This window comes from Mesorhizobium sp. P2_F7, from assembly GCF_056403695.1.
Genome location: NZ_JBFUFA010000012.1, coordinates 43,683 through 67,044, shown reverse-complemented (window position 1 = coordinate 67,044; position 23,362 = coordinate 43,683). Strand labels below are relative to the sequence as shown.

General features: G+C 63.6%; 22 protein-coding genes and 1 pseudogene. 12 read left to right on the top strand and 11 right to left on the bottom strand.

All coding sequences use genetic code 11. The features are described from left to right. The first annotated feature begins 149 nt into the window (after nucleotides 1-149). Nucleotides 150-1,685: a helicase HerA-like C-terminal domain-containing protein gene (locus AC1DZ8_RS27440; protein WP_477302516.1), complete on the top strand. Its 1,536-nt coding sequence runs from the start codon at nucleotides 150-152 to the stop codon at nucleotides 1,683-1,685. A gap of 79 nt (nucleotides 1,686-1,764) precedes the next feature. On the opposite strand, the gene AC1DZ8_RS27435 is transcribed toward AC1DZ8_RS27440, so the two are convergent. Next, nucleotides 1,765-2,664, bottom strand: coding sequence for an SMP-30/gluconolactonase/LRE family protein (locus AC1DZ8_RS27435; protein ID WP_477302514.1), 900 nt, complete (start codon nucleotides 2,662-2,664; stop codon nucleotides 1,765-1,767). Nucleotides 2,665-2,761: 97 nt separating this feature from the next. On the opposite strand from AC1DZ8_RS27435, the gene AC1DZ8_RS27430 reads away from it, so the two are divergent. From AC1DZ8_RS27430 to AC1DZ8_RS27400, 7 genes and pseudogenes are all read left to right on the top strand, one after another. Then, on the top strand, nucleotides 2,762-3,481 hold the full coding sequence (locus AC1DZ8_RS27430) for a FadR/GntR family transcriptional regulator (RefSeq protein WP_181062131.1): 720 nt from the start codon (nucleotides 2,762-2,764) through the stop codon (nucleotides 3,479-3,481). A 1-nt stretch (nucleotide 3,482) separates the two neighbouring features. After that, nucleotides 3,483-4,685, top strand: coding sequence for a mandelate racemase/muconate lactonizing enzyme family protein (locus AC1DZ8_RS27425; RefSeq protein WP_477302512.1), 1,203 nt, complete (start codon nucleotides 3,483-3,485; stop codon nucleotides 4,683-4,685). Nucleotides 4,686-4,708: 23 nt separating this feature from the next. Continuing rightward, nucleotides 4,709-5,686: a substrate-binding domain-containing protein gene (locus AC1DZ8_RS27420; RefSeq protein ID WP_477302511.1), complete on the top strand. Its 978-nt coding sequence runs from the start codon at nucleotides 4,709-4,711 to the stop codon at nucleotides 5,684-5,686. 86 nt (nucleotides 5,687-5,772) lie between these two features. Continuing rightward, a complete protein-coding gene (locus AC1DZ8_RS27415; RefSeq protein WP_477302509.1) occupies nucleotides 5,773-6,750 on the top strand; it encodes an ABC transporter permease in 978 nt (325 codons plus the stop codon). Between the two features lie 3 nt (nucleotides 6,751-6,753). Then, nucleotides 6,754-7,485 (top strand): ATP-binding cassette domain-containing protein, encoded by a 732-nt coding sequence (locus AC1DZ8_RS27410; protein WP_477302507.1) that lies wholly within the window; start codon nucleotides 6,754-6,756, stop codon nucleotides 7,483-7,485. Nucleotides 7,486-7,497: 12 nt separating this feature from the next. Next, nucleotides 7,498-8,252, top strand: a pseudogene (locus AC1DZ8_RS27405) (SDR family oxidoreductase). A gap of 3 nt (nucleotides 8,253-8,255) precedes the next feature. Next, nucleotides 8,256-9,125 carry an aldose 1-epimerase gene (locus AC1DZ8_RS27400; RefSeq protein ID WP_477302505.1) on the top strand — a complete coding sequence of 290 codons (870 nt, stop codon included), beginning with the start codon at nucleotides 8,256-8,258 and terminating at the stop codon, nucleotides 9,123-9,125. Nucleotides 9,126-9,244: 119 nt separating this feature from the next. Here AC1DZ8_RS27400 and AC1DZ8_RS27395 read toward each other — a convergent pair whose 3' ends face one another. The 9 genes from AC1DZ8_RS27395 to AC1DZ8_RS27355 form a co-directional block, all read right to left on the bottom strand. Further along, complete coding sequence (locus AC1DZ8_RS27395; RefSeq protein ID WP_477302503.1) at nucleotides 9,245-9,721, bottom strand: DUF4189 domain-containing protein; 477 nt, start codon at nucleotides 9,719-9,721, stop codon at nucleotides 9,245-9,247. Then, nucleotides 9,718-10,422 carry a hypothetical protein gene (locus AC1DZ8_RS27390; protein WP_477302936.1) on the bottom strand — a complete coding sequence of 235 codons (705 nt, stop codon included), beginning with the start codon at nucleotides 10,420-10,422 and terminating at the stop codon, nucleotides 9,718-9,720. Before AC1DZ8_RS27390 ends, AC1DZ8_RS27395 begins: the two co-directional genes overlap by 4 nt. Before the next feature lie 14 nt (nucleotides 10,423-10,436). Next, the gene (locus AC1DZ8_RS27385) at nucleotides 10,437-10,976 is read right to left on the bottom strand and encodes an invasion associated locus B family protein (RefSeq protein WP_477302501.1); all 540 of its coding nucleotides are present in this window, start codon (nucleotides 10,974-10,976) and stop codon (nucleotides 10,437-10,439) included. A gap of 44 nt (nucleotides 10,977-11,020) precedes the next feature. Further along, nucleotides 11,021-15,139, bottom strand: a complete 4,119-nt coding sequence (locus tag AC1DZ8_RS27380; protein WP_477302499.1) for a YadA-like family protein — start codon at nucleotides 15,137-15,139, stop codon at nucleotides 11,021-11,023. A gap of 1 nt (nucleotide 15,140) precedes the next feature. After that, nucleotides 15,141-15,560, bottom strand: coding sequence for a hypothetical protein (locus tag AC1DZ8_RS27375; protein ID WP_477302497.1), 420 nt, complete (start codon nucleotides 15,558-15,560; stop codon nucleotides 15,141-15,143). 231 nt (nucleotides 15,561-15,791) lie between these two features. After that, entirely contained in the window at nucleotides 15,792-16,697 is a 906-nt protein-coding gene (locus tag AC1DZ8_RS27370) for a helix-turn-helix transcriptional regulator (RefSeq protein ID WP_477302495.1), read from the bottom strand. 772 nt (nucleotides 16,698-17,469) lie between these two features. Next, complete coding sequence (locus tag AC1DZ8_RS27365) at nucleotides 17,470-17,667, bottom strand: hypothetical protein (RefSeq protein WP_477302493.1); 198 nt, start codon at nucleotides 17,665-17,667, stop codon at nucleotides 17,470-17,472. 202 nt (nucleotides 17,668-17,869) lie between these two features. Next, nucleotides 17,870-18,676: a L,D-transpeptidase gene (locus AC1DZ8_RS27360; protein ID WP_477302491.1), complete on the bottom strand. Its 807-nt coding sequence runs from the start codon at nucleotides 18,674-18,676 to the stop codon at nucleotides 17,870-17,872. A 173-nt stretch (nucleotides 18,677-18,849) separates the two neighbouring features. Continuing rightward, nucleotides 18,850-19,512, bottom strand: a complete 663-nt coding sequence (locus AC1DZ8_RS27355; protein ID WP_477302489.1) for a haloacid dehalogenase type II — start codon at nucleotides 19,510-19,512, stop codon at nucleotides 18,850-18,852. A 156-nt stretch (nucleotides 19,513-19,668) separates the two neighbouring features. Here AC1DZ8_RS27355 and AC1DZ8_RS27350 point away from each other — a divergent pair, with 156 nt between their 5' ends. The 4 genes from AC1DZ8_RS27350 to AC1DZ8_RS27335 all read left to right on the top strand — a co-directional run bounded on the left by AC1DZ8_RS27350 (nucleotide 19,669) and on the right by AC1DZ8_RS27335 (nucleotide 22,894). Then, nucleotides 19,669-20,547 carry a branched-chain amino acid aminotransferase gene (locus AC1DZ8_RS27350; protein ID WP_477302488.1) on the top strand — a complete coding sequence of 293 codons (879 nt, stop codon included), beginning with the start codon at nucleotides 19,669-19,671 and terminating at the stop codon, nucleotides 20,545-20,547. A gap of 185 nt (nucleotides 20,548-20,732) precedes the next feature. After that, nucleotides 20,733-21,335 carry a superoxide dismutase gene (locus AC1DZ8_RS27345; RefSeq protein WP_477302486.1) on the top strand — a complete coding sequence of 201 codons (603 nt, stop codon included), beginning with the start codon at nucleotides 20,733-20,735 and terminating at the stop codon, nucleotides 21,333-21,335. Between the two features lie 161 nt (nucleotides 21,336-21,496). Continuing rightward, on the top strand, nucleotides 21,497-21,934 hold the full coding sequence (locus AC1DZ8_RS27340) for a cytochrome c (RefSeq protein ID WP_112564124.1): 438 nt from the start codon (nucleotides 21,497-21,499) through the stop codon (nucleotides 21,932-21,934). A 9-nt stretch (nucleotides 21,935-21,943) separates the two neighbouring features. Further along, nucleotides 21,944-22,894 (top strand): cytochrome c, encoded by a 951-nt coding sequence (locus AC1DZ8_RS27335; RefSeq protein WP_477302483.1) that lies wholly within the window; start codon nucleotides 21,944-21,946, stop codon nucleotides 22,892-22,894. Between the two features lie 6 nt (nucleotides 22,895-22,900). Here the strand turns inward: AC1DZ8_RS27335 and AC1DZ8_RS27330 are convergent, their stop codons facing one another. Next, nucleotides 22,901-23,290, bottom strand: coding sequence for an SET domain-containing protein (locus AC1DZ8_RS27330; RefSeq protein ID WP_477302481.1), 390 nt, complete (start codon nucleotides 23,288-23,290; stop codon nucleotides 22,901-22,903). Nucleotides 23,291-23,362: the final 72 nt, after the last annotated feature.

Genomic DNA, 23,362 nt, shown 5'->3' with positions numbered 1-23,362 from the left:
TCCGCAAGCTCCAAAAACCGATTTGGAGGATTGGTCCAGTTTAGACAATTGGCCCATCTGACGATTGGCATTGTCGCTGTGCAATGGCCTGACTATAGGTGCGGCAAGGCCATTGGCCTTAACACTTCAGTTTGCGGAGACATGGACATATGGCTGACGAGACCAGCATTTTCCTCGGCGCCAGCCGCAAGCCCGACGACAGCTACCAGCGCGCCGAGCAGCTTTTGCTGCAGTATGGCAATCGCCATGGCCTGATCACCGGCGCCACCGGTACCGGCAAGACGGTCAGCCTGCAGATCCTGGCCGAAGGCTTTTCCAATGCCGGCGTGCCGGTGTTCTGCGCCGACATCAAGGGCGACCTGTCCGGCATCGCCATGATGGGTAAGGCGCAGGATTCCCTGGTCAAGCGGGCCGAACAGGTCAAGCTCGACCCTTATGACTTCCAGGAGTTCCCGGTCATCTTCTGGGATCTGTTCGGCGAGCAGGGCCACCCGATCCGCGCCACCGTCTCGGAAATGGGGCCGCTGCTTTTGTCACGGCTGATGAACCTCTCCGAAGCGCAGGAAGGCATCATGAACATCGCCTTCCGCATCGCCGACGAGGACGGCCTGCTGCTGCTCGACATGAAGGATCTGCAGGCGCTGCTGGCCAACATCGCCGAGCGCGCCGACGAGATCAGCGCGCGCTACGGCAATGTCACCAAGCCCTCCGTCGGCGCCATCCAGCGCACCCTGCTGGTGCTGGAACAGCAAGGTGCGGCGCATTTCTTCGGCGAGCCTGCCCTGCGCATCGCCGACATCATGCGCACCACCCGCGACGGTCGCGGCGCCATCAGCGTGCTCGCCGCCGACAGGCTGATGATGAACCCCAGGCTCTACGCCACCTTCCTGCTCTGGCTGATGTCGGAGCTGTTCGAGGAATTGCCCGAGGTCGGCGATCCCGACAGGCCGAAGCTGGTGTTCTTCTTCGACGAGGCGCACCTTCTGTTCGACGAGGCGCCGAAGGTGCTGATCGACCGCGTCGAGCAAGTGGTTCGCCTGATCCGGTCCAAGGGCGTCGGCGTCTATTTCGTCACGCAGAACCCTTTGGATATCCCCGAGAAGGTTCTGGCACAGCTGGGCAACCGCGTGCAGCATGCACTGCGCGCCTATACGCCGCGCGAACAGCAGGCGGTGAGGACAGCCGCCGAGACGTTCCGGCCAAATCCCGACTTCGACTGCGCCACCGCCATCACCCAACTCGGCACCGGCGAGGCGCTGGTCTCGACGCTGGAAGCCAAGGGCGTCCCGTCCATGGTGCAGCGGACGCTGATCCGGCCGCCATCGTCCAGGCTTGGCCCGATCACAGTGGACGAGCGGCGCAAGCTGGTCGAACAGAGCCCGGTCGCCGGCCAGTATGACCAGACCATCGACCGTGAATCGGCTTTCGAGATGCTGCAGAAGAAGGCCAAGGGCGCGCAGGAGGCGGAGGAGCAACAGGCCGACAGCGGCCGCTCGCGCTGGACCATCCCCGGCTTCGGCAATGACGATTCGCCGCCGCCGTCCAGGCGCGCGCCGGCGCCGCGCCCGTCCAACCGCCAGACCGTGGCCGAGGCCGCGATCAAAGCCGTCGTGCGGTCCGTCGGCTCATCGGTCGGCCGGGCGATCGTGCGTGGGATTCTGGGCAGCCTGTCCAGGGGACGGTAGCAAGCATCAGCCCGCCCGACCGATTTGAGGCGACGGCGGCCAACGCCAGCGGTCTCTCCCCGGCTGCATCGCGGAGAACCTAACCGAAGCGGTTGCTCGATTGGCCTCGTTCCCCCGGCCGGAGCGCAAAAAGGGCGCCCTCATTTGGGTGCGCGTCAAGGTGCTCGGCGGTCATCGTGAAGCGCGCCGAAGTGACGAACAGCGTATCGAGATCGGCGCCGCCAAAGGCGCAGCTCGTCGGCCAGGAGCAAGGAAGTTCGACGATCCGGTCCAGCCGGCCGTCCGGCGCGATGCGGGCAAGACAGCTGCCGCCCACGACCCGACAATTCCAGATGTAACCTTCGGCATCCATGCAGGAGCCGTCGGGCAGGCCACGCTCAAAGCTGCCGAAAAAATGCCGCCGGTCGGCAAGCCGTGAAGAGCCGCCGTCCGAGGCGTAGCTGTAGATTGCGTTTTTCATCGTGTCTGCGGTCACGAAGCGACCGTCCTGCGTCCACACCATGGTGTTGGTGATGCCAAAACGGTCGTCGGACAGGCGCGTCACGCCGCCGTCGAGTGCGACCCGAAACAGCTGCCCGGCGTCCTGCGTGATGGCGACGGGTGCGTCGTCCGCTCCGATGTTGTTGGCCATCGTGCCGACCCAGAACGACCCATCGGGAGCACCGACGCCTTCGTTCAGCCGTATGTCGGGCCGGTCCGGCTCAATCGTCGCGATCGTTCGGAACGGCCCGCCGAAGTCCCACAAGGCAATCTCGTTCCTGAGGCCGACAATGGCGCCGCCATCGGCGCGCAGGCCGATCGAAGTGACCAGATCGGGCGTCTCCCAGGATTCGTGAACCAAGGTCAGCGGATCCAGCCGGTGGATCCTGCGGCCGATAATGTCAATCCAGACCAGCCGGTCGCAGCGATCGTCCCAGATCAGGCTCTCCCCGACGACGTCACGCGCATCGAAGAGCAGGCCAGCGTTCGTCTCGTTCATGCGGTTCCCCAGGCTAGAAACACTCTTGACATATATCTCTTGGATAAATTAACAACAATTAGATAGCAACCTGTCATACAGGTTTTGAGGGAGCGACATGCAGGATCCGACGGAGACAGCGGCTGAGCCGAATCCCGGCCTTGTGAGCACGGCGATCCAGGCGATCACCCAGCACATCCGTTCGGAGGGCCTTGCAGCCGGCGATCCGCTGCCAAGCGAAGCGGCCATGACGCGCCAGCTCAATGTCTCGCGAACCGTCGTGCGCGAGGCGTTCCGGTCGCTTTCAGCAATGCGCCTGATCGACATGAGCGCCGGGCGCCGCGCCACCGTCGCCAAACTCGACACCGGCGCCATGTCGATGGTGATCGAGCACGGCATCACCACGCAGCAGATCAGCGTCCATCAGGTCTATGACGTCAGGCGCACGATCGAGATGCGCACGGTAGCGCTCGCGGCGCTCCGCCGCACCGAGGCGGAAGCTGCTGCGATTGCGCAATCCGCCAGGCTGATGCGTGAGAATTTCCAGAACCCCGAGATCGTCATGGAGCACGACATCGCCTTTCACGAGGCGATCGCGGCGGCCTCGCACAATCCCGTCTTCTCGCTGATCGTCACCGCCTTCAGCGGGGTCACGCGCCGCACCTGGGTGATCGGCTGGCGCACGCGCTCTTCGAGCGAAGACCAGCTCAAGATGATCAAGGGGCACGAGGACATAGCCGAAGCGATCCTCAAGGGCGATCCGCGGCTCGCCGTCGAGCACATGGCGCAACATTTCGACAAGAGCGTCAAGGCGCTGCTCGACGCGGGAATCGCCTGACATGAAGATCACCGCGATCGAGACCATTCGCATCGAGGAGCGGCCCAACCTCCTCTGGGTCGAGGTCCATACCGACGAGGGCATCACCGGGCTCGGCGAGACCTTCTTCCTGTCGCGCACGGTCGAGGCGTATCTGCACGAATACGTCGCGCCACGGGTGATCGGCCGCGACCCGCTCGAGATCGACCTTTTGTCCGCCGACCTGGTCGGCTATCTCGGCTTCCGCTCCAGCGGCGCCGAGGTGCGCGGCAATTCGGCCTTCGACATCGCGCTGTGGGACATTTTCGGCAAGGTCACCGGTCAGCCGATCGCGCAGCTTCTGGGCGGCTTCAGCCGGCGCTCCATCCGCACCTACAACACTTGCGCCGGCACCGAATACATCAAGGACGCCAAGGGCCAGACGACGGCCAATTACGGCATCGGCGCGGGGCGCGACTATGACGATCTGAACGGCTTCCTCAACCGCGCCGGCGAACTGGCCGAAGAACTGCTCGAGGACGGCATCACCGCCATGAAGATCTGGCCGTTCGATCACGCCGCCGAAAAGACGCGTGGCAACGACATCTCGGCGGCGGATCTCAAATCCGCGCTGCAGCCATTCGAGAAGATCCGCCACGCCGTCGGCGACAAGATCGATATCATGGTCGAGTTCCATTCGATGTGGCAGCTTTTGCCGGCCATGAAGATCGCCGGCGCGCTGAAACCTTATGCCACCTACTGGCACGAGGACCCGATCCGCATGGACAGCCTCGGCGACCTGAAACGCTACGAGGCGGTCAGCCCCGCGCCGATCTCGGCCTCCGAGACACTGGGAAGCCGCTGGGCGTTTCGGGACCTGCTCGAAACCGGGGCTGCCGGCATCGTCATGCTCGACATCTCCTGGTGCGGCGGCCTGTCGGAGGCGCGCAAGATCGCCTCGATGGCGGAGGCCTGGCGGCTGCCGGTTGCGCCGCATGATTGCACCGGTCCGGTCGTGCTCGCCGCCTCGACGCACCTGTCGCTCAATGCGCCCAACGCGCTGGTCCAGGAAAGCGTACGCGCCTTCTACCGCACCTGGTACCGGGACCTGGTGACGGCGCTGCCTGAAGTGAAGAACGGCATGATCACCGTGCCGCCCGGACCGGGCCTGGGGCTGGCGCTCAACCCCGACCTTGGCAAGGCCTACACCGTGCAGCGCCGCGTCTCCGACAAGACCGACATCTAGAAAATCCAAAGGGAGGAATTGAAATGAGAAAACTGACTGCAACACTTCTGCTTGGCGTCGCTCTATTCGGCGTCCAGACCGCTGCGCGCGCCGACGGGCTGAACATCGTCTTCACGCACCATTCGTCGGCCTCGAACACCTTCTGGCAAGCGGTGAAGAAGGGTTTTGACGACGGCTGCGCCAAGGTCGAGGCCAGCTGCAACATGGTCTTCACCCAGACCGAGGGCTCGGTCGAGCAGCAGATCGCCAACATGCGCGCTGCCCTTGCCGCCAAGCCCGACGCGCTGCTGACCTCGATTGTCGACGACCACGCCTTCGATGACGTCATCAAGGAGGCGCGCGACGCCGGCGTGCTGGTGATTGCCGTCAATGTCGACGACACCGAAGGCGCAAAGGGCAATGCGCGCCAGGCCTTCGTCGGACAGGGCTTCAAGCCGGCGGGCTATTCGCTCGCCAAGGCCATTTCCGAGAGCTTCCCGAAGGACGGGCCGATCAAGGTGCTGGTCGGCATCTCGGCACCCGGCCAGAACTGGTCCGAAAGCCGCGGCGCCGGCGTGATGCAGTTCCTGGAGGAATACAAGGCCGCGCATGCCGACCGCGACGTGTCGTGGGAGCGCATCGACAGCGGCACCGACCTTGCCATCACCTCCGACCGTGTCGGCGCCTACCTTAACGCCCATCCCGACACCACTGCCTATTTCGACACCGGGTTCTGGTGCGCCGGCGTCGCCCGCGTGCTGGCCGATCGCGGCGTAGCGCCTGGCAAGGTCCTGCTCGGTGGCTTCGACCTGGTGCCCGAAGTGCTGCAGCAAATGCAGAAGGGCTACGTGCAGGCGCTGGTCGACCAGCAGCCCTACATGCAAGGCTTCATGCCGGTGATGGAGGCCTATCTCAACAAGAAGATCGGCCTGGCGCCTTCCGACATCGACACCGGCCAGGGCATCGTGCGGCCGAACCAGGCCGACGCGATCATGGCGCTCTCCGCCCAAGGGATGCGCTGACAGCGCAGCGCCAATGAATGGCTTTGCATCGGCGGCGCCGCGCGCCGCCGATGCATCAACCGAACTTCGAATTCCTGGAGCCTGACGTGAAGCGTCTGTTCAAGACCTATCTCGAAAAGCCGGAGCTGGCCGGTCTGATCCTGCTCTTGCTGCTGATCGTCGTGTTCCAGATCCGCTCGCATGGCGTGTTCCTCAACCAGGACAATCTGCGCGGCATTCTCGGCATCCTGCCGGAGGCCGGCCTTGTTGCCATCGGCGTCACCATCCTGATGATCAGCGGTGAGTTCGACCTCTCCGTCGGCTCGGTGTTCGCGCTGATGCCGATGACGATGGCGGTGCTGATGGTGCATGGCGCCCCGTTCCCGCTGGCGCTGCTTATTGGACTGCTTGTCTCAGCGGGCATCGGCTTCATCAATGGCTACATCACCCTTCGCTTCGCCATACCGAGCTTCATCACCACGCTCGGCATGCTGTTCATGGCGCGCTCGCTCACCGTCGTCGTCTCGGGCGGCTTCCCGCCGCTGCTCCCGGCCGACCTGCCGAACTGGCTGTTCACCTCCTTCGTTGGCCCCGGCAACATGTTCCGTATGTCCTTCCTGTGGTTTGCCGGCATTGCGGTGCTGACGTCGCTGATGCTTTCGCGCACCAATTTCGGCAATTGGATCAAGGCCACCGGCGGCTTCCCGCCGGCCGCCGCCGCCATGGGCATCCCGACCGCCAGGGTCAAGATCATCTGCTTCATGCTCTGTTCGATGCTCTCCGGCTTCGCCGGCATGCTGCAGGTGCTGCGGCTGGGCTCGCCCTTGCCGTCGATCGGCGAGGGCATGGAACTGCAGGCGGTGGCCTCCGCCGTCATCGGCGGCGCTTCGCTCGCCGGCGGTATCGGCACCGTCATGGGCGGCATCATCGGCACGACGCTGATCCGCGTCATCGACAATGGTCTCGTGCTCAGCCATGTCGACGCCAACTGGTTCAAGTTCGCCATCGGCTTCCTGACCATATTCGCCGTCGTCGCCAATGCCTGGATGCGCAAGCGCGCCAAGGCCATCAAGATGGAGGACTAAGCGATGGCCGACGCGATCATCTCCGTGCATAAGCTTCACAAATGGTATTCCGGCGTCCACGCGCTGAAGGGGGTGACGCTCGACTTCACCCGCGGCGAGGCGCTTGGACTGGTCGGCGACAATGGCGCCGGCAAATCAACCCTCATCAACATCCTCTCCGGCGTCCACACGGCGGACCAGGGCGAGATCAAGGTTGAGGGCCAGACAGTCCGCATAGCCAAGCCGCGCGACGCGATGGATCTCGGCATCGAGACGATCTACCAGTACAATTCCATGGTGCCGACCATGTCGATCGCCAGGAACCTGTTCATCGGCCGCGAGCCGACCCGGTTTTCGGTCTTCGGCGTCGGCTTGCTCGACCAGAAGAAGATGGCCAGCGAAAGCATCCGCGCGATTGCCAATGTCGACCTGCACCTGCGCTCGCCGGATGCCCTTGTTGGCGAGCTTTCCGGCGGCCAGCGGCAGGGCGTCGCCATCGCCCGGGCCATGCATTTCAAGTCGAAGGTGATGATCCTCGACGAGCCGACCAACCATCTCTCCGTCAAGGAGACGAGGAAGGTGATCGGCTTCGTGCGCGGCCTGAAAGAGCAAGGCATCACCGGCGTCTTCATCAGCCACAACATGCACCACGTTTTCGAATGCTGCGACCGCGTGGTGGCGATGGCGCGCGGCGAAATCGTGCTGGACAAGCGGGTCGGGGAGACCTCGATCGATGAAGTCCACAGCGTTCTCTAAGAGGTGCCGGCAATGAAGGTCCTTGCCGATCGTGTCGTGCTCCTGACCGGCGGCCTTGGCTCGCTTGGCCGGGCCCAGGCGGTGACGCTGGCTAGGGCCGGCGCGCGTGTTCTGGTGCTCGATCGCCCCGATAGCGAGGACGGGCCGGGGGTCGCCTCGGAACTGGCTGCGCAGGCAGACGGCGATGTCACCTTCGTCGGTTGCGACCTCAACCGGCTTGCCGAGGCGGAAGCCGCGGTGGCCGCGCTGGCGGCGAGGGAAGGTGGGATCGACGTCCTGATCAACAACGCTGCCCTGATCATCAACCGGCCGTTCGAAGAATTCTCGCTGACCGAGTATGAGGATCAGATCCGCGTCAATTCCTCAGCCGCCTTCGCGTTGGCGCGAGCCTGCGCGCCGGCATGAAGGCGAAGGCTTATGGCAAGATCGTCAATTTCTGCTCCATCACGCTCAATGGCCGCTGGGACGGCTACGTCCCGTATGTCGCGTCGAAGGGCGCAATGCTCGGCCTGACCAAGTCGCTGGCGCGGGAGCTTGGGCCGCACGGCGTCAGGGTCAACGCCGTATCCCCTGGCGCGGTGGTTTCGGAGGCCGAGGCGCGTGTGTTCGGCGACCGGCTGGCGCAATACAACGCCTGGATCCTGGAGAACCAGGGTCTCAAGATGCGCATCGAACCGCACCACGTCGCCGATCTCGTGCTGTTCCTGGCATCGCCCGCCTCGGACATGATCAGCGGCCAGAACATCGCCATCGACGGCGGCTGGTGAGGGATGGCTGGCCTTCTGGAACTGCGCGACGACCGCGCCCGTCTCGTCCTGGCGCCGCAGAAGGGGGCGGCGATCGCGCGCTTCGACGCACTGATCGGCGATGTAGCGGTGCCGCTGCTTAAGCCCGGCGATGGCACCGGCGCCTCCGGCTGCCAGCTTCTGGTTCCCTGGTCGAACCGTATTTCTGGCGGCGGCTTCGCGTTCGACGGCCGCTTCCACGCGGTCGAGCCGAATGTGCCGGGAGAGGCCTTTCCGATCCATGGCGACGGCTTCCAGAGGGAGTGGCGGATTGCCGGCCACAGCGCCACCGAAGCGGAACTGGTCCTCGACGCCGGCGGGATCGGCCCCTACCGATACGCGGCACGGGTCGTCTATGCGTTGCATGACGGGGCCCTCGATGCCACGCTCACCGTGGAGAATCGTGCCGGCATTCGACTGCCTTACGGCCTCGGCTTTCATCCATGGTTCCCGCGCAGCGCCGCAACGACGCTTGAGGCGAAGGCGGCGCGGGTCTGGCTGGAGGACAAGCGTCATTTGCCGGTCGGCGTGGCGCCCGTGGCCGACTACCCCGCGTGGAATTTCTCGAGCGCCTCCCTGCTGCCGCGAAGCTGGGTGAACAATGCCTTCGACGGCTGGGACCGCCGCGCCAGGATAACCCGGCCCGAGGACAGGATCGCCATCTCGCTCACGGCCTCACCGGCGCTCGACGTCTTCATCCTCTACTCGCCGTCGCACGATGCCGATTTCTTCTGCTTCGAGCCGGTGTCGCATACCGTCGATGCGCATCACGGCGAAGGGCTGACGCCGCTTGAGCACGGCGCCACGTTGAGTGCAGACATGCGGCTTGATTGGAGTTCCACCGCTTCGCGTTGACGCGAACAGTCCGCACAACCGAATACCGACAGCAGGCTGGTGCTTAGCCAACTGGCTTCACCGTCCAGGCGAGGCGGCGAGCGGCTGGGTGAAGGGGGTCCTGAGCCGCAGCAGGAGCCTTACGTACACACCCATTCGCGGATCTTGCATTTCTGTCCCGTCCGCTCGCAGGCCTGCAGCGTCAGGTCTTCGGCCTCGCGGCGCGTCTGCGCCGTCTCCGATCCCCAACTGGTCAGCTGTCCCTCCGCCTTCTCGCCGACGGCGAGGGCCCCGCAATGATTGTAGGGAAAGCCGGTGTTATCGTCGTCGTCCCAGTGACGATGATTGCGAAACACGCTGACCACGGTACAGCCGTCGCCGCCGGCGTTCTGACAATGCTTGACGGCGATGTCCATCGCCTCTTGCCGCTTGTCGGCGCCCCAGAAGAAGCCGTGCTTGCCGTCGGGGATCGAATAAGCGATCGCCGCCCAGATGCCTTTTTCCTCCTGGGCCGGCGGCTCAGGCACGTCCGCCGCCGGGGCGAGGTCCGCCGCACCGAGCCGCCCGGCGCAAAGCAACAGCATGCCGATCGCCGCAATGGCGGAATTCACCCTCATTGTACGCCTCCTTGTTTTCCTGCTGCCGAGGCCACGGAAATGACGACGCAGCTGTTGCCGGTGGGCAAGAGCATCGCGTTGCCTCCTCGATTGGCCAGTTCATAGACGCTGATTTGTCCAAGATTATTGGCAAGCTTGCTGCCCTTCGGAAGCAGGGCCGGAACGTCGGCGCAACTGGCCGCGAACGGTGCCACCCGGACCATCGTGCCTTCGCAAACAGATGCGGTGGGTGCTGCGAACACCAGGCCCGCGGCCGGGCCGCTGTAGCCCTGCGTGGCGTAGTTCATGCCGACCAGGGCTTCCACCACGTGTTTGTCGGGGGCCTCGTTGTTCCAGATCGACTGGACGCTGTACGTCGTGCCGGTCGTCAGCATCTGCCCAAGGGCCGGGAAAATGTTGGAACAAGACTGCAAGCCTGCCTGTTTGGCGTGTTGCAGAAATGGCGTGTCGGCCAGCGCCGGATCGGGTTGGCTGGGCGGGCTGGTCTCCGCAACCGCCGGCAGCGGCAGGACAGTGTGGACCAGGTCGTATCGCATGGCGGCGAAGCCGGCAGCGCCGATGACGGCAATTCCAAACAGCGCAAGCATCGCCGTTTTGGTCCAGTTCCGTTTCGGTCTGTTCACATTGCTTGCGTCGACCCGAACGGCATCGACGTTCTGGTTGCGGGACATGATCCGGTCATGGATCGATTGCTGGTTCATTTGGGACGCCTCGGTCATTTTATCGCCTCAACCGCCTTGGAAAGGCCCTTGAGGGTCGCGGTCACGTTGATCGTCCTGCCGTCCGTCGTCGGATAGGAGATGGTGGACGCCGCGTCCTTCGAAATCTGTTCGCGCATGATCGGTCCGACCGGCAGCATGCCGATGCAAACGGCCTGATTGCATCCCTCGAGTTGAATTTTTATAGGCTCCTTGCGCCCTTCGAAGCTCAGCAGGACAGGAGCGTCGCTCCTGGCAACCGGCGGGGTGCGCAGGATCATGTAGGGATTGCCTGCCTTGGTGGCGGCCAGCGACCAGCTGAAAGCGACCTGTCCTGCCTGGTCTTCGATGATCTGGGTGACGTTGCAGACCCGTTGGCGGGCCTTCAGGTTCTCGTCGCAGATCAGCGTCCAGTTCTCGAACGGACGCGTGGTCCGTTGATACTCGCCAAGCTTCGCATCGGCGGGCACCGCGACGTCGGAAGGTTTTACCCTGTAGCCGGAAGGGATCGCTCCCTGCCCGGCCGCAAACGAGCCGGACAGGAGCATGAAAGTCATGGATAGTGCGCCAGCAAAGACCGCTTGCCTGATCATGACCGGGTTCAGTTCAGGGTAAGGCTGACACCCGCGCCAACACCCCAGTGCCCGCCAGCCGTCGTGCCGGACAGGTTGGCCCGAACCCGTCCCTCCTCGCTGGTGTAGCCCGCACCGAAGGCGACGGCGCCTTCACCGCGCCAATAACCGCCGCCGGCCGCCACGCTCAGCTTGCCGGGACGGTCGTCATAGCGCAGCGAGGCGGCCGCCAGGCCGATCGCGGCGGCCTGGCGCGCTTCGCCGCGAACCTCGCCCATGTCCATGTTGAGCTGGCTGAGTTTGGAGTCCGCATACGCATTGGCCTGCTGCAGCGTCGTGGCCGCCACCTGGTTGGTGTAGGTCTTCGAATCCGCCAGCGTGGTCGACAGCCCGGTGTTGAACTGCTGCACATTGACCGCATCGGTGTTGGCAACGCCCGGTCCGACATTGTGGATGACCACCGGCGTGTTCGGGTCGCCGCCGGCAAGGGTAATCGAGTTGGATTTGCTGCCGTCCCCGTTCTTGTCGTACTGGACTGCGAACTCGTTGAGATCGCCGACGCTCCCCTGCATGGCTTCGACAGCCTGGTTGGTCGCGTAGAGCTGGCTGCCGTTGATGGCGTCGGTGGAGGTGCCGCTGATCCGGCCCGCAGCGACATTGGTGACCGTGCGCTCGTTGCCGACGGTGCCGACGCTCACCGTGCTCGTCGGAGTTGTTCCGGCAAACGTGTAGTTGACGCCGTTGATCGTTGTGCCGGTGGTGGCGACCGCCGCCGCCGTCGTCGAGCCGGCGCCGAGCGCGACGCTGCCCGGCTCGTTGGCCGTCGCGCCGGCGCCGAGCGCCACTGCCTGGGCCCCGTTGGTGGTCGAGTTGGTGCCGAGCGCGATGCTGTCGGCCTGGTTGACGGTCGAGTTCTGGCCGATCGCGATGCCTCCCGGCGCCGTCTGCTGCACGATGGCGCCGTTGCCGATGCCGATGCCGTTGTCGCCATTGACGGTCGTGCGCGGACCGACCGCAACCGAATCGACGCCGACCGCAAGCGAGTCAGGAGCCGTCGAATTGGCATGGAAGTACAGGCTTCCCGTCACCGCGAACGAGCTCAGCGCACCCTTCAGTTGGCGAAGCGTGACCGCGTCCTGGTCCTGGGTGCCGTCGGCCACGTTGATGATCTGGCGATAGGAGGTGGAGGTGCCGACCGAGACTGCGCCGAGCAAGGTCGCGTCGGTGGTGTTGTAGGGAACCAGGCCGGTGCCGGCGAGGATCGATCCAGATGCCGGCGCCACAGCACGATCCGAAACGGAACCGGCGCCGAGCGCCACGCCGCCGATTACGCTGGCCTGGGTGTCGCGGCCGAGTGCCAGCGCATTGTCGGCGCTCGCGGTCGCCTGGTAGCCCAGGGCAGACGAGCCGATCCCTTGCGCGAAGGAGTCCGCGACGGCAAGCGTCCTGTCGTTGGTGCGCACATAGCGGATGCCGTCGCCATTGGCGTCTGTGTAGGCGGTCGAGGTGTCGCCGGTAATGTTGCTGATCGAATTGCCGAGATTGGTGATGTCAGTGGTGTTGGCCGCGATATCGGCGGTGTTGGCGGCAATATCGGTGGTGTTCTGTGTCACCTGCTGGTTGGTCGCGAACAACTGCGAGCCGTTGACCGCATCGGTCGACGAGCCGGTCAACTGGCCGGCTGCGACGTTCTGGATCTGGCGTTCGGCGCCCACCGAGCCGACCGAGAACGCGCCGGCTGGCGTGGTTCCGGCGAAGGCATAGTTGACGCCGCCGATCGTCGTGCCGCCGACCGCGGTCGTGGTGCCGGAAACGGAATTCAGACCGATCGCCACGTCGCCGGCATTGTTGGCCACCGCGTTCGGGCCGACCGCAACGGAATCCGTGCCCAGCGCCTGGGAATCCGCCAGCGTCGAGTTGGCGTGGAAATACTTGATGCCGCCACCGGTGCTGATGCTGTTGATTGTGTTGCCGAGAGTGGTGATATCAGCGGTGTTGGCGGCGATATCGGTGGTGTTCTGCGTCACCTGCTGGTTGGTCGCAAACAGCTGTGAGCCGTTGACCGCATCGGTCGATGAGTTGCTCAGCCGTCCGGCCGCGACGTTCTGGATCTGGCGCTCCGCGCCGACCGAGCCGACCGAGAACGCACCCGCCGGCGTGGTTCCGGCGAAGGTGTAGTTCACGCCGCCGATCGTCGTGCCGCCGACCGCCGTCGTGGTGCCGGAAACGGAATTCAGGCCGATCGCCACGTCGCCGGCATTGTTGGCCACCGCATTCGGACCGACCGCGACGGAATCCGTCCCCAGAGCCTGGGAGTCGGCAAGCGTCGAATTGGCGTGGAAATACTTGATGCCGCCCCCGGTGCTGATGTTGTTGATCGTGTTGCCGAGAGTGGTGATGTCGGCGGTGTTGGCGGCGATTGCAGTCGTGTTCTGCGTCACCTGCTGGTTGGTCGCAAACAGCTGCGAGCCGTTGATGGCGTCGGTCGATGAGTTGCTGAGCCGGCCCGCCGCGACATTGGTGATGGTCCGCTCCGCGCCGAGCGCGCCGACGCTGACGGTGCTCGTCGGCGTCGTGCCGGCGAAGCTGTAGGCCGTACCGCCGATCGTCGTGCCGCTGGTGCCGACCGCCGTCGCGGTCACCGAGCCCGAGCCCAACGCCACGTCGCCGGAGCTTGCCGCCGCCGTCGCGCCATTGCCCAGCGCGACATTGCCGGCAAGGCCGGCAGCACCGGCGGTCGAGCCGTTGCCCAGCGCCACCGAGCCTTGCCCGATCGCCTTGTTGTTGTTGCCGATGGCGACAGCACCGGCGGCCTGGTTGGCGGCTGTGGCGGTTGCCGTGCCGTCGCTGTTGGCGATGTTGTTGGCGCCGCCAGTGAAGGCGCCGGTGCCGCTGGCATAGCTGGGGTCGCCGATCGAGACCGCGCCGTCGCCGTAAGCCGTGTTACCCGAGCCGATCGACACCGACTTGCCGCCGGTTGCCACCGCATTCGTGCCCATGGCGACCGCTTCGGCCGAATCCGCCTTGGCGTTGTTGCCGACGGCGATGGCGCTCGTGGCGCTGGCGGTGGAGAGGGGCCCCAGCGCGATCGCATTCGCGGCGCCAGCATTCGCTCCTACGCCGAGAGCGGTCGCTTGAACGCCGGACGCAACCGTGTTCTGGCCGATCGCGGTGCTGGACGTCGCTGAGGCATTGGCGTTGGCGCCGATGGCGGTGCTGTATTGGCCCGAGGCGTTGGATATGTACCCCATCGCCGTCGAGTCAAGCGCCGACGCGGCGGCCTGACGTCCTACGGCAGTGGAATCGGCGCCGCTGGCGACTGATCCCCAGCCGGCGGCTGTCGCATAATTGTTGCTGGCCGTGGAGCTTGTGCCGACAGCAGTGGAATTCCCACCTGAAGCGACGGAGAAGGTGCCCAGGGCGTTGGCGCCAGCCCCGGTGGCACTGGCGGTAACGCCGAGCGCGACCGAATTGACGCCGCTCGAGATCGTGCCCTGGCCCAGAGCCATGGCGCCGCCAGCGCCTGTGGCCTTCGCTTGCAGGCCGATAGCTACCGAGTATTGTGCCGACGCAACGGATTGGGTCCCCATCCCAATGGCGTTGACCTGAGATGCGTTCACATCCGTGCCAATGCCGATGGCGCCCTGAGCCGTCGCACCTGTTCCTGCCACGGTGCGCGCGCCAAGATAGATGGAGTTGATCTGGGACGCGATCGACTGGAAGCCGATGGCGATGGCATTCTGGTTGCCGGCGTTGGCGCTGGTGCCCTGGGCAATCGAATCGATACTAGCCTGCGTGGCTCCAGAGCCAATCGCGATACCGCGCAGCCCGGGTGTGGTGGCGGAGGGACCAACCGCGACCGAGCCACTGCCGGTCGCGGTGCCGCCACCGGCGGCATACTGTGCCGATGCCGGGGTGGCGATGCTCCCGAATGCGATCGCACCCAGCGCCGCTGCCGCAATCCTGCCGCTGCCGAGCGCGCCAAGCCCCAGACCTCTGCGCCCCATGCCGAGCACACGACAGGCCTGGCGCAGCACCGCCATCAGGCGGCGCCGCACCGAGCGGCTGTCGGCCGCGCCAGCGATCCAGTTTCGGACAAAGCTTGAAGAAAGTTCGATCCTTGCCCGCCCCTCGACGTATCCGGTCATGCTACTTTTCCCTCGCAATTGCCGAGGCGCCCTGATGTGCCGCATCATTCGCCTCGACGGCCAAAAAATCCTTGAAATTACCGGTCGTCTCTCGCAGCGAGAGACCTATCTTCACACCTTGTTTTTCAATCAGCTGGCAGGCGCTCGCGACCCATGGCTGCGTCGGCTCGGGAACCGTGTGCAAGGCGGCTTCGGTCCGCTCCGGCGACAGGTTTATCGCCACCAGCGCGCGACAGAGATCGAAATGAAATCCCGGATCGCCTTCGCCACAAGCCGGAGAGGTCAGTCCAAGCACGAAACAGGCCAGGAGGTGGTCGAGTTCCGCACCGCTGATCCGGCTGGCGTATTGGCGTTGTAGCGCGGCCCAGGCCGCTCCGGCCTTGGGTGCGAAGACCTCAATTTCCGCGAATTGAATGTCCATGGGACAATCCGACATGCTGCTTCATCTGGTTGCCCCCGCCCCAAATGACTTCCCATCGCGACCATGGGTACGTTCGCGGCGTATGTATTTTGGAAAAGTCCGGAATCTTTGTAGGAAAATCCGGTCTTTGAGCGCTGAGCGGCAGGTGTGGCCGCTCTGCAACACAACTTTTGGCTGCCGGGATCTCGCGATCGACCGCTGCGGCGAACCGAGAGGCGCCCGCGACAAATGTCACCCCTGCAGCTTCACCTGTTTGGGGGTTCTGCCGCGATATTTCGACATGGTGACAGTCAGGTGGCTCTGGTCTGAAAAACCACTCAGGTGAGCGACTTCCGCAATCGACAGATCGCTCTCGACGAGGAGCTTTTCGGCGAAATCGAGACGCAGCCGTAGCAGGTATTTGTGCGGCGGCTCACCGAAGGTCTTGGTGAAGGCCAGGATGAAGTGGCTAGGTGAAAGGCCGGAAACCGCAGCCAGTTCGGCCACGGTGATCTTGCTGGAAAAATTCACGTCCAGGAATTCCTGCACCCTCCGGGCGCTGCGGTTCGACAGACCGCCCTTTGGGCCTTGTGGCAACTTTCCTGCTCCTGCGTAGTTCCGGAGTATGTGGACGCCGAACATGGTGACCAGCGAATCGACATAGAATTCGTTTGGAGTCTCCCGCTCCGTCAATTCCACCTTCAGCAATTGCGCCAGCTGCAGTGCCTGGAGGTCGACGGTCCCGAGAGGCGGCGGCTGGAGCTCAGTTCGGCCGGTGCCGAATTCGCGCACCGCCAGGTCAAGGAGGCTATCGGCGGTGAGCGCCACGATCATGCACTCCATGGCGGATGACCACGTCACGCTGGCTTCGATGTTCGCCGGGATGACCACGATCATGCCGGTGTCGCCGTCATGATCGTGGACTTCGTCGTTGCCGAGCGAGACCCTCATCCCGGGCGAGGGCGCCAGCATGACCGCACCGAAATGCTCCGCCGCCTTGAATGTGTGCGATCCCGGCGCGCGAACGGCATGAGCCGCGCCGCCCCGAAAGGTGACCATGCGCGCGCCCGCATCTTCCGAAATTCCATCGAAGATGCTCTGGTCCGCGCGTCGCCGGCCTGTCCCGGTGCGTTCCAGAACGTCGCCTCTGTGTTGCATTTCCGTCGTGCCTCAGCCCTGTCCCGGTCGATTGAACCTGTGCTGCATCGAGGCGCCCAGAAATCACGTCGATTCCTGGACGTTCCTTCGAACCTTAGCGGCGTTGCTTTATATTGAAAAGAAGATTTTCGGGCTGAATAAAAACTTTAAAGGGTTTCGTCAATAAATCTACAGTTTTATTCTTTAGATTGCACTAATGTTACGATTTTCCGATCCTATCTTACCCTTGAGCTTATGCATCGCGCCAGCCGCGCAATCCAGCGTTGCGTGCCGAATATAGATCGCGCGGTTGTTGCTGGACCTGCCGGCCTATACCGCCAAAGCCACGGACGATCCCGCAGCAATTATCGCCCGAACCGCTCCCTCGCATGGTGGCTCTTCGCAGGCCGGCGCTTTCTGGGATTATCTCCAGGACGTGCCGAGATGCCCGATCGACGCCTCCACGCGTTCCTTGCCCGCATTGTTCATTCAGCCTGCCTCAGCCGCTTTGCCAGCCATCGTAGTCCCGTGCCTGCGATGAAACGCACGGAACCCAGACGCCAGCGCGAATCCCCTCTAGCCCAACGCTGTCCCCAGAGTCAGCGTAACGCCCATGCCTCGGAAAAAACCATGTGTGTGTGAAGAAAAAAATAAACACGAGGAAAAATATGGTCGACGGAGAGTCGCTGCAATCTTCGCTTTATTCATGATCGGCTAATATAACGGCGCGTAGCGCAAAGATCGGCGGCCGTTCAGCGACGCGATACAGAATTATCGGGTTCATCCAGGATTGTTACAGATCGCCTCGGCGCTTCTCATACATATCCCAAGACAGCTCAACCATGGCCAGAAGAACATCCTCCTGGCTCCACCCGGCTGCAACCGCCGCGTCCACAATTGCGCGCACAAGCGGCAGCAATTGGCGCTCGCATTCGGCCAACAAATTGACGTCGCCGTTCCCCGCCGGCGGACTTTCGAAATCAATTCTCATCGTTGGCGCTCCCCGCCATTAATGATCTACTGAAACGTATGTCTCTGCAATTCTAATCCTGCCTAATATACATGCATCTTGGGATGAAACATAGCAGCGTCGGAATTGACGCCACGGCAAGTCATCGACTGCCAGACAGTCTGGCCGGGCAGCGGAATCCGCCGCTCCTCTTGCTCAATCGGACCAGAACACCGGTTGGTGATCAGTTCACCGGGCCGAGCAGGACCGAGTCCGGCACGCCGCCGTCGATCGGAATGGCCTTGCGGTTCGCGCTCGCCACCATCGGCTGGCTGATGTCGGACGTCACGATCACCGGCGTCTTCGGAGGCACGCGGTCGTAGAGATCGATAACGTCCTGGTTTATCAGGCGCACGCAGCCCGACGAAACCGACTTGCCGATCGAGTTCCATTCCGGCGAGCCGTGCAGGCGGTAGAGCGTGTCGACATTGTCATGGAACAGATAGTGCGCGCGGGCGCCGAGCGGGTTCTTCAGGCCGCCGGGCATGCCGCCATTCTTGGCGCTGTACTGCTCCAGCTCCGGCTGGCGGGCGACCATCTCATCCGGTGGCGTCCATTTCGGCCATTTCTGCTTCCACTGGACGACGGCGTCTCCCGCCCATTCGAAGCCGGCGCGGCCGAGGCCGACGCCGTAACGGATAGCCTGGCCACCTTCTCGCACCAGATAGAGGAAATGGTTGGTCGTATCGACGACGATGGTGCCTGGCCGCTGGCCGGTCGGATCGGGAACGATCTGGCGCAGGAACTGCGGGTCCATCTTCTTGATCGGGATAGCCGGCAGCTCGAAGCCGCTGTCCGTCATCGGGCCGTACATGGTCGCGTAATCGCCGAGCGGCGGCTCTTCATAGGTTGGCGGCGGCGGTTCGACCGGCGGCGGCGTTGAGCTGGTGGTGGTGCAGGCAGAGACCACAACCGACGCGGCACCAAGCGCTGCGGCGTTCAGAAAGCCGCGACGGCTCAGGCGATAGGGGTCGATTCCGGTCTTCAACATGGTTGCCTTTTTTAAGTCTCAAGTCGCAAGAAAGCGTGAATGCCTTCAGGCGGCGCAGTGTCGTCCTCCCCCAATGCCTGGCGCGATAGGCGGTTCCGATTCTGGCCTGAGGGTGGACAAACAAAGGCGAAGCTGTGACCATCCTGCCACTGTTGCTCGAGGGCAACAGACCCTTAGCCGCCTGTCAGCAATCCTTCCAGCGATGGCAGGATCAGCGCCGGCGGGAAGTCCCTGTACTCTTCGGGCTGGTCGGAGCGGTTGATCCACACGGTGCGAAAGCCGAATTTGGTGGCGCCTGCGATATCCCACCGGTTGGAGGACTGAAACGAGACCGCCCCCGGATAGAGCCGCCAGCCCGTCGCCACCATGTCGTAGGTCGACGGATCGGTCTTGAAGCGCTTGACGGCGTCGACCGAAAAGATGTCGTCCAGTACCTGGTCGAGCGCCGCCGACTTGACCGCTGCTTCAAGCATCTCGGGCGAACCGTTGGACAGGATTGCCAGTTTCGCGCCGGACGCTTTGAGCGCTTTGAGCACGGCCGGCACTTCCGGATAGCAGTCGAGCCGCCAATAGGCCTCGAGCAGCTTTGCCTTCAGCCCCTTGTCTGCCGAAGGGACTTTGCGCAAGGCAAAGTCGAGCGCCTGTTCGGTGAGCTGCCAGAAATCGGCATAGCCGCCCATCAGCGTGCGCACCCAGGAATATTCCAGCTGCTTGGCGCGCCAGATTTCCGACAGCAACTGGCCGTCCGGCCCGATCTCGCCGTCGTGACGGCGCACGGCGGCGTGCACGTCGAACAACGTGCCATAGGCGTCGAAAACGTAAGCCGCGTAATGCATGGCGACAGTTTTGAGGGCAGGCGGGGCAAGGTGCAAGCGTCGATTGCATCGCTGGGGCTACTGGCCTCAACAAAATCCGCTCCATGCCGGTTGACGGCACCGGTCAAAGCATCTTCCAATGCTCAGCAACAGGCAGCTTTGAAGCGGAACCGAACAATGACACTGGCGACTGCGGCGCAATCGACGACATGGACCTTCGTCGACGGCGACTGGTACGAGGGCAACGTCGCCATTCTTGGGCCGCGCAGCCATGCCATGTGGCTTGCCACCAGCGTCTTCGACGGTGCCCGCTGGTTCGAGGGCGTCGCCCCGGACCTGGAACTGCATGCCGCCAGGGTGAACGCCTCGGCGATCGCGCTTGGCCTCGCGCCGTCGATGAGCGCCGACGAGATCGTCGGCCTGACCTGGGACGGGCTGAAGAAGTTCGACGGCAAGACGGCGGTCTATATCCGGCCGATGTACTGGGCCGAGCATGGCGGCTATATGGGCGTGCCGGCCGACCCTGCATCGACCCGCTTCTGCCTTTGCCTCTATGAATCGCCGATGATCCCGCCTTCCGGCTTTTCGATCACCGTGTCGCCGTTCCGGCGGCCGACGATCGAAACCATGCCGACCAACGCCAAGGCCGGTTGCCTCTACCCCAACAATGGCCGCGCCATTCTCGAAGCCAAGGGGCGCGGCTTCGACAATGCGCTGGTGCTCGACATGCTGGGCAATGTCGCCGAAACCGGCACCTCCAACATCTTCCTGGTCAAGGACAGCCATGTGCTGACGCCGGCGCCGAACGGCACCTTCCTGTCCGGCATCACCCGCTCGCGCACCATGACGCTGCTTGGCGACTATGGCTTCAAGACCACGGAGAAGATGCTGTCGGTGCGCGACTTTCTCGAAGCCGACGAGATCTTTTCGACCGGAAACCATTCCAAGGTCGTGCCGATCACCCGCATCGAGGACCGCGATCTGCAGCCCGGGCCGGTGGCCAAGAAGGCGCGCGAACTCTATTGGGAATGGGCGCATTCGACGCCCGTGGGCTGAGCGGCCGGCGCTCCGTTTGTCAGGCATTCTTTTTTGACGCAGCATCCTGTCCGCAAAACCGTGTGACACTTTTCCGGAACCTGCTTAGAAAGGAACCGGCGCTTCATTCCGGAGTTGTTCCAGAACAATCCAGCCCTATCTTAATCCGGTATCCACACCGGGTTTTTCCATGAGGAGTATGACCGATGGCTTTTGAATTGCCCGCCTTGCCCTACGACTACGAGGCCCTGCAGCCCTACATGTCGAAAGAGACGCTGGAGTATCACCACGACAAGCACCACAAGGCCTATGTCGACAACGGCAACAAGCTGGCCGCCGAAGCAGGCCTTGGCGATCTGTCGGTCGAAGAGGTGGTCAAGCAGTCGTTCGGCAAGAATGCCGGCCTCTTCAACAACGCCGCCCAGCACTACAACCACATTCATTTCTGGAAGTGGATGAAGAAGGGCGGCGGCGGCAGTAAGCTTCCGGGCGCCTTGCAGAAGGCGGTCGACGCCGACCTCGGCGGCTACGACAAGTTCAAGGCCGACTTCATCGCCGCCGGAACCACGCAGTTCGGTTCGGGCTGGGCCTGGGTCTCCGTCAAGGACGGCAAGCTGGCGATCTCCAAGACGCCGAATGGCGAGAACCCGCTGGTCCATGGCGCCTCGCCGATCCTCGGCGTCGATGTCTGGGAGCACTCCTATTACATCGACTATCGCAACGCCCGGCCGAAATATCTCGAGGCCTTCGTCGACAGCCTGATCAACTGGGACCACGTCCTCGAAATGTACGAAAAAGCGAAAGCCTGATCGATCCAGAAAGCCCCGGCATCCCCGGGGCTTTTCTTTTTTCAGATCGAAACGGAGGCACACTGCAAAGCGGCAGTTTCCGTGCGGCGAGCAGGGAATAATCTCTGCCCGCCATCCGTTAACGTCAGGTCGCGACCCCTCATCATCCTGGAGCCAATTGAATGAGAAAGCTTGTCATCGCCATCTCTATGCTCAGCCTGGCCGCCTCGGCCGCTTTTGCCGACCCGATCCTCGACCGACAGGGACTGATGAAGGAGCGCGGAAAACTCGTCGGCGGCCTGTCGAAAATCGCCAAGGGGGAAGCAGACTTCGATGCCGCCGCCGTGTTGACGGCGCTGCAGGCGCTGCAGGTCAATGCCGAGAAGGTCGATGTCGATGCGCTGTTCCCGGCCGGCAGCGACAGCGGTGACACCACCGCTTCGCCGAAAATCTGGCAAGACATGGCGGGCTTCAAGACCACGAACGAGAAATACGTCGCCGACGTCAAGGCCGCTGTCGCCGCCGCACCTGCCGATGTCGATGCGCTCAAGGCGCAGATCGGCACCCTCGGCAATGATTGCGGCACCTGCCACCAGACCTATCGGGTGAAGAAGGGCTGATCCCGGGCAATGGCCCTGTTGAAAAAACTCGTCGGCGCCGCCCTTGTCCTGGGCGTCGTCGGCGCCGGCGCCGGCTGGTTATTGTCGGCGCCAGTGAAACTCGACACTGAAACCCTGGCGCAACTCGCCCCCGGCGACGCCGCCAGGGGCAAGCGCATTTTCAATGCCGGCGGCTGCACATCCTGCCACGCCAAGCCGGGGTCCAAGGGCGAAGCCCGTTTGCAATTGGTTGGCGGCCTTGAACTCAAGACGCGGTTCGGCACCTTCGTTCCGCCCAACATTTCGCAAGACGCCAAGGACGGCATCGGCGCCTGGACGGTCGAGGACCTCGCCAATGCCATGCTGAAAGGCGTGTCGCCGTCCGGCGAGCATTTTTATCCGGCCTTTCCCTATGCGTCCTACGCCCGCATGAAGCCGGCTGACATCGCCGACCTCTATGCCTTCCTGAAGACGCTGCCGGCGGTCGCCGGCAAGGCGCCGGACAACGCGCTCAGTTTCCCCTTCAACATCCGCCGCGGCCTCGGCCTGTGGAAGCAGCTCTACCTCAGCAAGGAGCCGGTGACCGCCTTGGCCGACGGCACGCCAGATCCGGTGCTGGCCGGCCGCTATCTGGTAGAAGGACCGGGCCATTGCGGCGAATGCCACACGCCACGCGACTTCACAGGCGGCACCAGGAAAGGCCAGTGGCTCGCGGGTGCGGCGGCCGCCGAAGGCAGCGGCATCGTACCGAACATCACATCGGGCGAGGGCGGCATCGGCGATTGGTCGCAAGCCGACATCGCCAACTATCTCGAAACCGGTTTTACACCCGATTTCGATTCCGTCGGCGGCGCCATGGTCGACGTTCAGCGCAACATGGCGCAATTAACACCGGAAGATCGTGCAGCCATCGCCGCCTATCTCAAGGCGGTGCCGCCGCATCCCAACGGCTATCCGGTGCGCGCCAAGCCGGCTAAGTGATCTCGGCTACAGGTGGCGATCGCCGAGGAAATCGAAGCCTGTTTCGAAGAAATGACTGTAGTTGCAAGTCAGTTCCTCGCCGGGAGCGATGTCGCGCAAGGCATAGGTCTCTTCAGGGGAGGAGACATCGCAATTCGGTTCGTCGTCATGGTTCATGTATCGGGCGTCGTCGGCTTCGAAGACGATATAGGCCGGATCTCGCCGGTCGGGATAGGAATAGCGGTCGAGATAGCTCTTCACCGGCCCGCTCTCGCCCTCATAGGTCTCGACGTCGATGATCCGGTCGAATCTTGGGTCGAGCTTCCAGACCAGCGTGCCCTTGGCAATGTGTTCCTTGGCAAACACACCGATGCCCTGGATCGGCGATTTCTCGAGATAGGTGTCGACGAGCAGCATAGTGGACCCTTTTGCGTATGTCGTGATCTGGAAGGCGCCGCGCATTGGGTAACGCGCAGCCATTGCAATTGC

What these genes read in the sequence shown, in the direction of transcription:
- AC1DZ8_RS27365 (WP_477302493.1), bottom strand. Translation starts at nt 17,667, where the DNA reads ATGAGAATTGATTTCGAAAGTCCGCCGGCGGGGAACGGCGACGTCAAT.
- AC1DZ8_RS27425 (WP_477302512.1), top strand. Translation starts at nt 3,483, where the DNA reads ATGAAGATCACCGCGATCGAGACCATTCGCATCGAGGAGCGGCCCAAC.
- AC1DZ8_RS27400 (WP_477302505.1), top strand. Translation starts at nt 8,256, where the DNA reads ATGGCTGGCCTTCTGGAACTGCGCGACGACCGCGCCCGTCTCGTCCTG.
- AC1DZ8_RS27410 (WP_477302507.1), top strand. Translation starts at nt 6,754, where the DNA reads ATGGCCGACGCGATCATCTCCGTGCATAAGCTTCACAAATGGTATTCC.
- AC1DZ8_RS27370 (WP_477302495.1), bottom strand. Translation starts at nt 16,697, where the DNA reads ATGCAACACAGAGGCGACGTTCTGGAACGCACCGGGACAGGCCGGCGA.
- AC1DZ8_RS27430 (WP_181062131.1), top strand. Translation starts at nt 2,762, where the DNA reads ATGCAGGATCCGACGGAGACAGCGGCTGAGCCGAATCCCGGCCTTGTG.
- AC1DZ8_RS27355 (WP_477302489.1), bottom strand. Translation starts at nt 19,512, where the DNA reads ATGCATTACGCGGCTTACGTTTTCGACGCCTATGGCACGTTGTTCGAC.
- AC1DZ8_RS27345 (WP_477302486.1), top strand. Translation starts at nt 20,733, where the DNA reads ATGGCTTTTGAATTGCCCGCCTTGCCCTACGACTACGAGGCCCTGCAG.
- AC1DZ8_RS27330 (WP_477302481.1), bottom strand. Translation starts at nt 23,290, where the DNA reads ATGCTGCTCGTCGACACCTATCTCGAGAAATCGCCGATCCAGGGCATC.
- AC1DZ8_RS27340 (WP_112564124.1), top strand. Translation starts at nt 21,497, where the DNA reads ATGAGAAAGCTTGTCATCGCCATCTCTATGCTCAGCCTGGCCGCCTCG.
- AC1DZ8_RS27335 (WP_477302483.1), top strand. Translation starts at nt 21,944, where the DNA reads ATGGCCCTGTTGAAAAAACTCGTCGGCGCCGCCCTTGTCCTGGGCGTC.
- AC1DZ8_RS27420 (WP_477302511.1), top strand. Translation starts at nt 4,709, where the DNA reads ATGAGAAAACTGACTGCAACACTTCTGCTTGGCGTCGCTCTATTCGGC.
- AC1DZ8_RS27440 (WP_477302516.1), top strand. Translation starts at nt 150, where the DNA reads ATGGCTGACGAGACCAGCATTTTCCTCGGCGCCAGCCGCAAGCCCGAC.
- AC1DZ8_RS27385 (WP_477302501.1), bottom strand. Translation starts at nt 10,976, where the DNA reads ATGACTTTCATGCTCCTGTCCGGCTCGTTTGCGGCCGGGCAGGGAGCG.
- AC1DZ8_RS27435 (WP_477302514.1), bottom strand. Translation starts at nt 2,664, where the DNA reads ATGAACGAGACGAACGCTGGCCTGCTCTTCGATGCGCGTGACGTCGTC.
- AC1DZ8_RS27395 (WP_477302503.1), bottom strand. Translation starts at nt 9,721, where the DNA reads ATGAGGGTGAATTCCGCCATTGCGGCGATCGGCATGCTGTTGCTTTGC.
- AC1DZ8_RS27360 (WP_477302491.1), bottom strand. Translation starts at nt 18,676, where the DNA reads ATGTTGAAGACCGGAATCGACCCCTATCGCCTGAGCCGTCGCGGCTTT.
- AC1DZ8_RS27375 (WP_477302497.1), bottom strand. Translation starts at nt 15,560, where the DNA reads ATGGACATTCAATTCGCGGAAATTGAGGTCTTCGCACCCAAGGCCGGA.
- AC1DZ8_RS27380 (WP_477302499.1), bottom strand. Translation starts at nt 15,139, where the DNA reads ATGACCGGATACGTCGAGGGGCGGGCAAGGATCGAACTTTCTTCAAGC.
- AC1DZ8_RS27350 (WP_477302488.1), top strand. Translation starts at nt 19,669, where the DNA reads ATGACACTGGCGACTGCGGCGCAATCGACGACATGGACCTTCGTCGAC.
- AC1DZ8_RS27390 (WP_477302936.1), bottom strand. Translation starts at nt 10,422, where the DNA reads ATGAACCAGCAATCGATCCATGACCGGATCATGTCCCGCAACCAGAAC.